The 6,181-nt window shown below is 61.8% G+C and carries 5 protein-coding genes; 1 reads left to right on the top strand and 4 read right to left on the bottom strand.

From position 1 onward, the window contains the following. Positions 1-205: 205 nt before the first annotated feature. Positions 206-925 (top strand): 16S rRNA (uracil(1498)-N(3))-methyltransferase, encoded by a 720-nt coding sequence (locus tag AAAB16_RS01225; RefSeq protein ID WP_340661691.1) that lies wholly within the window; start codon positions 206-208, stop codon positions 923-925. A gap of 146 nt (positions 926-1,071) precedes the next feature. Here AAAB16_RS01225 and AAAB16_RS01220 read toward each other — a convergent pair whose 3' ends face one another. From AAAB16_RS01220 to AAAB16_RS01205, 4 genes are all read right to left on the bottom strand, one after another. Further along, positions 1,072-1,602 carry a ferritin-like domain-containing protein gene (locus AAAB16_RS01220; RefSeq protein WP_340661690.1) on the bottom strand — a complete coding sequence of 177 codons (531 nt, stop codon included), beginning with the start codon at positions 1,600-1,602 and terminating at the stop codon, positions 1,072-1,074. 351 nt (positions 1,603-1,953) lie between these two features. Continuing rightward, a complete protein-coding gene (locus AAAB16_RS01215) occupies positions 1,954-2,430 on the bottom strand; it encodes a chemotaxis protein CheW (RefSeq protein WP_340661689.1) in 477 nt (158 codons plus the stop codon). A 21-nt stretch (positions 2,431-2,451) separates the two neighbouring features. Continuing rightward, positions 2,452-3,471: a chemotaxis protein CheB gene (locus AAAB16_RS01210; protein ID WP_340661688.1), complete on the bottom strand. Its 1,020-nt coding sequence runs from the start codon at positions 3,469-3,471 to the stop codon at positions 2,452-2,454. Beyond that, on the bottom strand, positions 3,468-6,181 hold a 2,714-nt coding region (locus AAAB16_RS01205; RefSeq protein ID WP_340661687.1), incomplete at its 5' end, for a response regulator. The genes AAAB16_RS01210 and AAAB16_RS01205, both read right to left, overlap by 4 nt.

Raw genomic sequence — 6,181 nt, 5'->3', positions numbered from 1 at the left:
GGGTAAAAACTCATTAATAACCACGCCTATTTAATTCGCATAAGCCGTTATTATCCGAAGTATAAGCAGCGCTATCACTCAACTTTCCCCACAACTTCTTGTCGCCCGCGCTCAGCACTAACAACCTGAAGAGAACTTACCCAGGAGAATTTCAGCCGCGCTCTACGCTATGCTTGCCACCCCTGCAGCCAGCCCTCGACTCGCCATGCGCCTCTCCCGCTTTTTTATCGACGCCCCGCTCTCCCTCGGCCAGCACGAGCTGCCAGAAACCCAGGCTCATTACATAGGCCGGGTATTGCGCCATGCCGTTGGCGATGCCGTGCAGCTATTTGACGGCAGTGGCCAGGAGTTTCTCGGTGAGCTGATTGAGGTGGGCAAGAAAAACGTGCGCGTTGAGCTGCGCGAGCGCTTCGCCGGCCAGGCGCAGTCACCGCTGCATATTCACCTGGGCCAGGGCCTGTCGCGCGGTGAGCGGATGGACTGGGCGATTCAGAAAGCCACCGAACTGGGCGCCAACGCCATCACCCCGATTGTCAGTGAGCGCTGCGAAGTTCGGCTAAAAGGCGAGCGCGAAGACAAGCGCATGGAGCATTGGCGGCAGGTGACGATCAGCGCTTGTGAGCAATGTGGGCGCTCGGTACTGCCGGTGATTTATGCGCCGGTGTTGTTGGCGCAGTGGTTAGAACAGTGCCAGGCGGAGTTGAAGTTGGTGTTGCACCCGGTCGCCGAGCCGTTGACCAGCCATGCCAAGCCGCAGTCGTTAGCGTTTTTGATTGGCCCGGAGGGTGGGCTGGCGGATGCTGAGGTGGCTGTGGCCCAGAGCAAAGGCTTTCACGCCGCGCGGTTGGGGCCACGGGTGTTGCGTACTGAGACAGCGCCGGTGGTGGCGTTGAGTGTGGCGCAGCAGTTGTGGGGGGATTTCTGAGGATTTGCGTTGGCCGCGACCCTCCCCCCCCGGCCCCTCTCCCGCAAGCGATAGAGGGGAGCTAACCGAGTACGCCTGAAGTAGTGCAATTCAGTTCCCCTCTCCCGCTTGCGGGAGAGGGGCTAGGGGTGAGGGCGATCTGCCGCTCAGGAATCCTTTAACAAATCCGCCAAATCATCCGCATGCTCTTCTTCCTGGGCGAGGATCTCTTCAAACAGGCGGCGGGTGGTGGGGTCATCGTTGCCGATAAAGGTGATGATCTCGCGGTAGCTATCAATGGCGATGCGCTCGGCCACCAAGTCTTCGGTAATCATCTCTTTGAGGGTGTTGCCCGCCACGTATTCGGCATGGGAGCGCGCGGTCAACCCTTCGGGGTTAAAGTCCGGCTCGCCGCCCAATTGCATGATGCGCTCAGCCAGCAGGTCCGAGTGCGCCAGCTCTTGCTGCGCATGCTCGAGAAACTCGGCAGCCGCCACGCTGGCCTTGAGGCCGGTGGCCATAAAGTAGTGGCGCTTGTAGCGCAGGTAGCAGACCAGCTCGGTGGCCAGCGAAGCATTGAGCAGCTTGAGGACCTCTTCGCGATCGGCCGAGTAACCCTCGGTGATCGCGCCTTCCTCAATATGCTGGCGCGCGCGTTGGCGCAGGGTGGCGATATCAGTCAGTTGTGCAGCGGTCATATCAGTTCTCCATCAGCTATTCGGTCAGTCGCGCGGGCTCTGGCGGCCAGCGTCGTGGTGTACTGAGTTGGGAGTAGCGAGGAGATGAAAAGTTTGAAGTTTTGTAGCGGCTACAAGGCTTAAAGCGAAACGGCAAGGGTGTGCTGCGCACCACGCGATATCCCCGCGTACCTACATGCCAACGCTAACCACCGTCGTCCCCGCGAAGGCGGGGAACCAGAGTCGTATAGGAGACCTCGTTCGCCGCGCCATTCTGGATTCCCGCCTTTGCGGGAATGACGGAGGTGAGGTTATCGATTTAATCGAACATCCCCTTGGTGCGCACAGCACACCCTACGGGACGGCGGCGGCTCAGATTAAGCCGGCATCCGCGAGCATTTGCTCCAGGGCGAGCAGGTCAGGAATCTTGGCAACCGCTTCACCAAAGCTCACCGCGTCCAGCTCCAACGGCGCCAACGGCACATCGGCACGGGCCAGGTCGGTGCCGACTTTCAGTGAGCGCGGAATACCCTGCACCAGCAAGGCGAGGAATTTGACGTTGGGGCGGCCACCCAAGGCGTTGATCACCGCCACGCGCGCGCCCGGGCGAATCTGTGGCTGACCATCAGAAGCCGCTTCAAACGACAGCAGCGGCAGGCTCAGGTCACGCCAGGCCATTTGCCCGAGAAACCAGGCCGGCATGCCAGCGGTGACTTGCGGCGCACGGTAGGGAATCAGCTCGGCCACCGCCACGTTAGGCAGCAACAGCGTGCGGTCGGCCAATGGCACGAGCAGGCCGGTGATGCTGCTAGCGGTGGAAGTAGTAGTGGTAGTGACGGCTTGGCTCATGGGGAAATCCTGTCGGCGCTATCAGGCGCACTGTGCCGCTAAATGATTGACCAGCGTTGCCGCCAGCTCGCGCGGGTCGCCGCTGTAGGCGCTATAGCCGCCTTCACGCAAGCTGTCGGGCATGCTGGCGCAGGCGCAGCTGTCGGCGCGCTGGGTCCAGATCTCGCCGCCCTGACGCTTTACATAGGCCGCGGCGGCGCTGCCGTCGCTGCCCATGCCGCTAAAGGCAATTACACCACTCAGGGCACCGAAGTGCTGAGCGAGGTTAAGCATCATCTGGTCGATGGAGGGGCTGTAGGGTTCTGGCCAGCCACGGTCAGCGATCTGCATCACGCCGTCTTCGGCAAAACCCAGTTCATGCTGAATCGGCGCCACCACCACTTCACCGCAGCGCACCGCGTCGCCGTGGCGCGCCGGGTTGACATGCCATTGGCTATGGCGGCCAACGGCCTGCGGCAGCGTCGCTTCAAAGCTGGCGTCGATATGCTGAGCGTAGATAAAACCAATCGGCAAACCACCGGGCAAGGCGTCGAGAAACGCCTTAACTGCCGCAGGCCCGCCTAACGACGCGGCCAACAACCACACCTGACGCGCCGGCGCCCCGGCGGCCAATGGCGTATTGGCCAAGGCATAGGGCAAGTCCAAACGCGGTGGGCGTTGGCCTTCATCAAACAGGGCTTGCAGGCTGGGACCGACTGCCTGCGTCGGGTCGCCGACCAGACGCTTGAGCTTGCCGACCAGGCGGCGCTCCCAGCGCGGGTAGTTTTCCGAGTGACGTTCCGGGGCATGGCCTTCGCCAAACAGCACCGGCACATCAGCATGTTCCAGCAGGGTTTCGATCAGTGGCGAGTCCTCCGACTGCGCCAGATCCACCAGCCACAAGTCGGCCTCACAAGCCGACAGCGCTTCTGCATCCAGACGCGCCGGGTCGGTATTAAGCACCACGTTATAGCCGCTGCCGGTCAGTGCCTGTTGCAGCACATGGCGCTGCAACGAGGTGTCGGCCAGCACGGCAATGCGCGCTGTAGCTTTTTCGGTCATGTGCGTTTAACCGGGTGAGCGGCCACCAACTGCGCGATGGTTTCCAGCAGCAGCGACTCTTGGTACGGCTTGCCGAGGTAGTCGTTGACGCCAATGTTCATCGCCCGCTCACGGTGTTTTTCACCGGTACGCGAGGTAATCATGATGATCGGCAGGTCTTTGAGGTTCTCGTCGTGGCGTACCAGGTTGGCCACTTCAAAGCCGTCCATGCGCGGCATTTCGATGTCCAGCAGCATGATGTCGGGCTTGTGTTCTTGTAGCAGCGAGATGGCGTCGACACCGTCTTTGGCGGTCAGCACGTTCATGCCGTTACGCTCCAACAGACGGCTGGTTACCTTACGTACGGTTACCGAGTCATCGACCACCATTACCAGCGTTGGCCGTTCAACCTCCACTTCCACCGGCAAGGCGGCGCGGCTGATGGTACGGGTTTGCATTTGGTTCAGCAGGTGAGCGTGGCGCACCCGGATGGTGGCCAACAGGTCGAGAATCACCACCACGCGACCGTCACCAAGGATGGTGGCACCGGAGATACCGTGAACGCCGGCAAACTGCGGGCCGAGGCTCTTCACCACGATCTCGCGGGAACCGGCCAGGGAGTCCACTTGCACCGCTACCGCGTGGTCGCTGGAGCGCACCAGAATTACCGGCAGCGGCAGGCTTTGACCGACCAGCTTGGGTTGTTGGCCGTTGTTCAGCAAATCGCCCAGGTAACGCAACTCGTAGGCTTGACCGGCGTATTCAAAACGCGGCGCATCCGGTGCGTAGTAGGCTTCCAGCTCGTACGGGGAAACCCGCACGATACCTTCAATGGTGTTCAACGGAATGGCGTACAGGTCTTCACCGGACAGCACCATCAACGCGCGGTTAACCGACACGGTAAAGGGCAGGCGAATACGGAAGGTGGTGCCCTCGCCCGGCGTCGACTCGATGCTCATCGAGCCACCGAGTTGTTTCACCTCGGAGTGCACCACGTCCATGCCCACACCACGGCCGGAGATCTGCGTGACCTTCTCGGCGGTGGAGAAGCCGGCTTCCAGAATAAATTGCAGCACTTCGTAATCGGTCAGGTCCGAGGCGGTGTCCATCATGCCGCGCTCAATGGCCTTGCGGCGCACCGCTTCGAGCTTGATACCACCGCCGTCGTCGGCCAGGGTCAGGACGATATCGCCGCCCTCACGCCCCAGGCTCAGGCGAATATTGCCCTGCTCGCTCTTACCCGCGGCACGACGCACATCGCTGGGCTCAATACCGTGGTCGACGGCGTTACGCAGCATATGTTCCAGCGGCGCCACGATACGTTCGAGAACGGTACGGTCCATTTCACCATCGGCGTTGCCGACCACAAAGTCGACCTGCTTGCCCAGCTCGCTCGCCACCTGGCGCACGATACGGCGCAGACGCGGCACCAAGCGGTCGAACGGCACCATGCGCGTACGCATCAGGCCTTCTTGCAGTTCGGTGTTAACCCGCGCCTGTTGCAGCAACAGGGTTTCCGCATCGCGGTTACGCGCGGCGAGGGTTTCTTTCAGTTCCAGCAAGTCGGAAGCGGACTCGAACAGTGCGCGCGAAAGCTGCTGCAACTGCGAGTGACGGTCCATTTCCAGCGGGTCGAAATCTTCGTAGCCCACACGCTCGGCTTCGGCCTGGAAGCGGCTGATGATCTGCGATTGGGTTTCGATGTCGAGGCGGCGCAACTGGTCGCGCACGCGGTCGATGGTGGCTTCCATTTCACCGAGGGTGAAACCGAAATCACTGACCTGCTGCTCGACTCGACCACGGAAGATCGAGGTTTCACCGGCCAGGTTAACCAGGCCTTCCAGCAAGTCGGCCGGCACTTTCACCAGCTCTTGCGGCGCACGGCGGGAAGCGGCGTCCAACGCGGCTTCCTGGGCACGGCGCACGAACGGCAATACCTTGGCCGCCGCCGGTGCCGAGGAGAACTGACTGGCCGCCACAATCGGGTTGGCCAGGGTGTGCAAGGCCGGCAGTTTGCTGGCGACCGGCGCCTGCGGCTCGACATCACCGCCTTGCTGCTCGTCGGGTTCGTGCTGACTGGCCGCCAGATCGGCGAGGTCGGCGGCCAGGCTTTCGTTCATGCGTTGACGCAGTTGATCGAGCTCGCCTTGCAGGCCTTCAAAGCCGGACTGCACATCAAGGAACAGGCTGTCTGGCCATGGCGCGCCTTGTTGCTGCGCTTCGGTCAGGTGCTGCTCCAGGTTGTGGGTCAAATCGCCGAGGGTCTTCTGCCCAGCCAGACGCGCACCGCCTTTAAGGGTGTGCAGAATGCGCAGCATGTCGTCGACCGCGGCGCTGTCATCACGCTTCTCTTCCCAACGGCCGATGGCGCTTTCCATGCTTTCCAGCAGGTCGTCGGCCTCTTCGAGGAAGATATCCAGGATGTCGTCGTCTTCAACGTCATCCACGGCTTCATCGGCAGCGGCAACCAAATGCACGCTGGACGGGATAGTCAGCTGCTCGTCGGGGTTGGCGCGAAAGCGTTTGATCAATTCGATCAGCGCATCGCCGCTCGGCACCGCGCGCTTGTCACGCACCGCTTCGAGCATTTCGGCCAGGCGGTCGTGGCAGCTTTGCAGCAGCGCAAACAGGCTTGGGCTGGCGCGCAGGCGGCCATCACCAAGGCCTTCGTAAAGGAATTCCAGCTCGTGGGCCAGGTCGCCAATTTCGCGAATCTCGGCCATCCGCGCAC

Source organism: Pseudomonas sp., from assembly GCF_037994325.1.
Taxonomy (GTDB): domain Bacteria; phylum Pseudomonadota; class Gammaproteobacteria; order Pseudomonadales; family Pseudomonadaceae; genus Aquipseudomonas.
This window is presented reverse-complemented; position numbering and strand designations above follow the sequence as displayed.

Bases quoted from the DNA above. Each gene is read 5' to 3' on its own strand.
- AAAB16_RS01210 (WP_340661688.1), bottom strand. From the start codon at position 3,471: ATGACCGAAAAAGCTACAGCGCGCATTGCCGTGCTGGCCGACACCTCG.
- AAAB16_RS01220 (WP_340661690.1), bottom strand. From the start codon at position 1,602: ATGACCGCTGCACAACTGACTGATATCGCCACCCTGCGCCAACGCGCG.
- AAAB16_RS01215 (WP_340661689.1), bottom strand. From the start codon at position 2,430: ATGAGCCAAGCCGTCACTACCACTACTACTTCCACCGCTAGCAGCATC.
- AAAB16_RS01225 (WP_340661691.1), top strand. From the start codon at position 206: ATGCGCCTCTCCCGCTTTTTTATCGACGCCCCGCTCTCCCTCGGCCAG.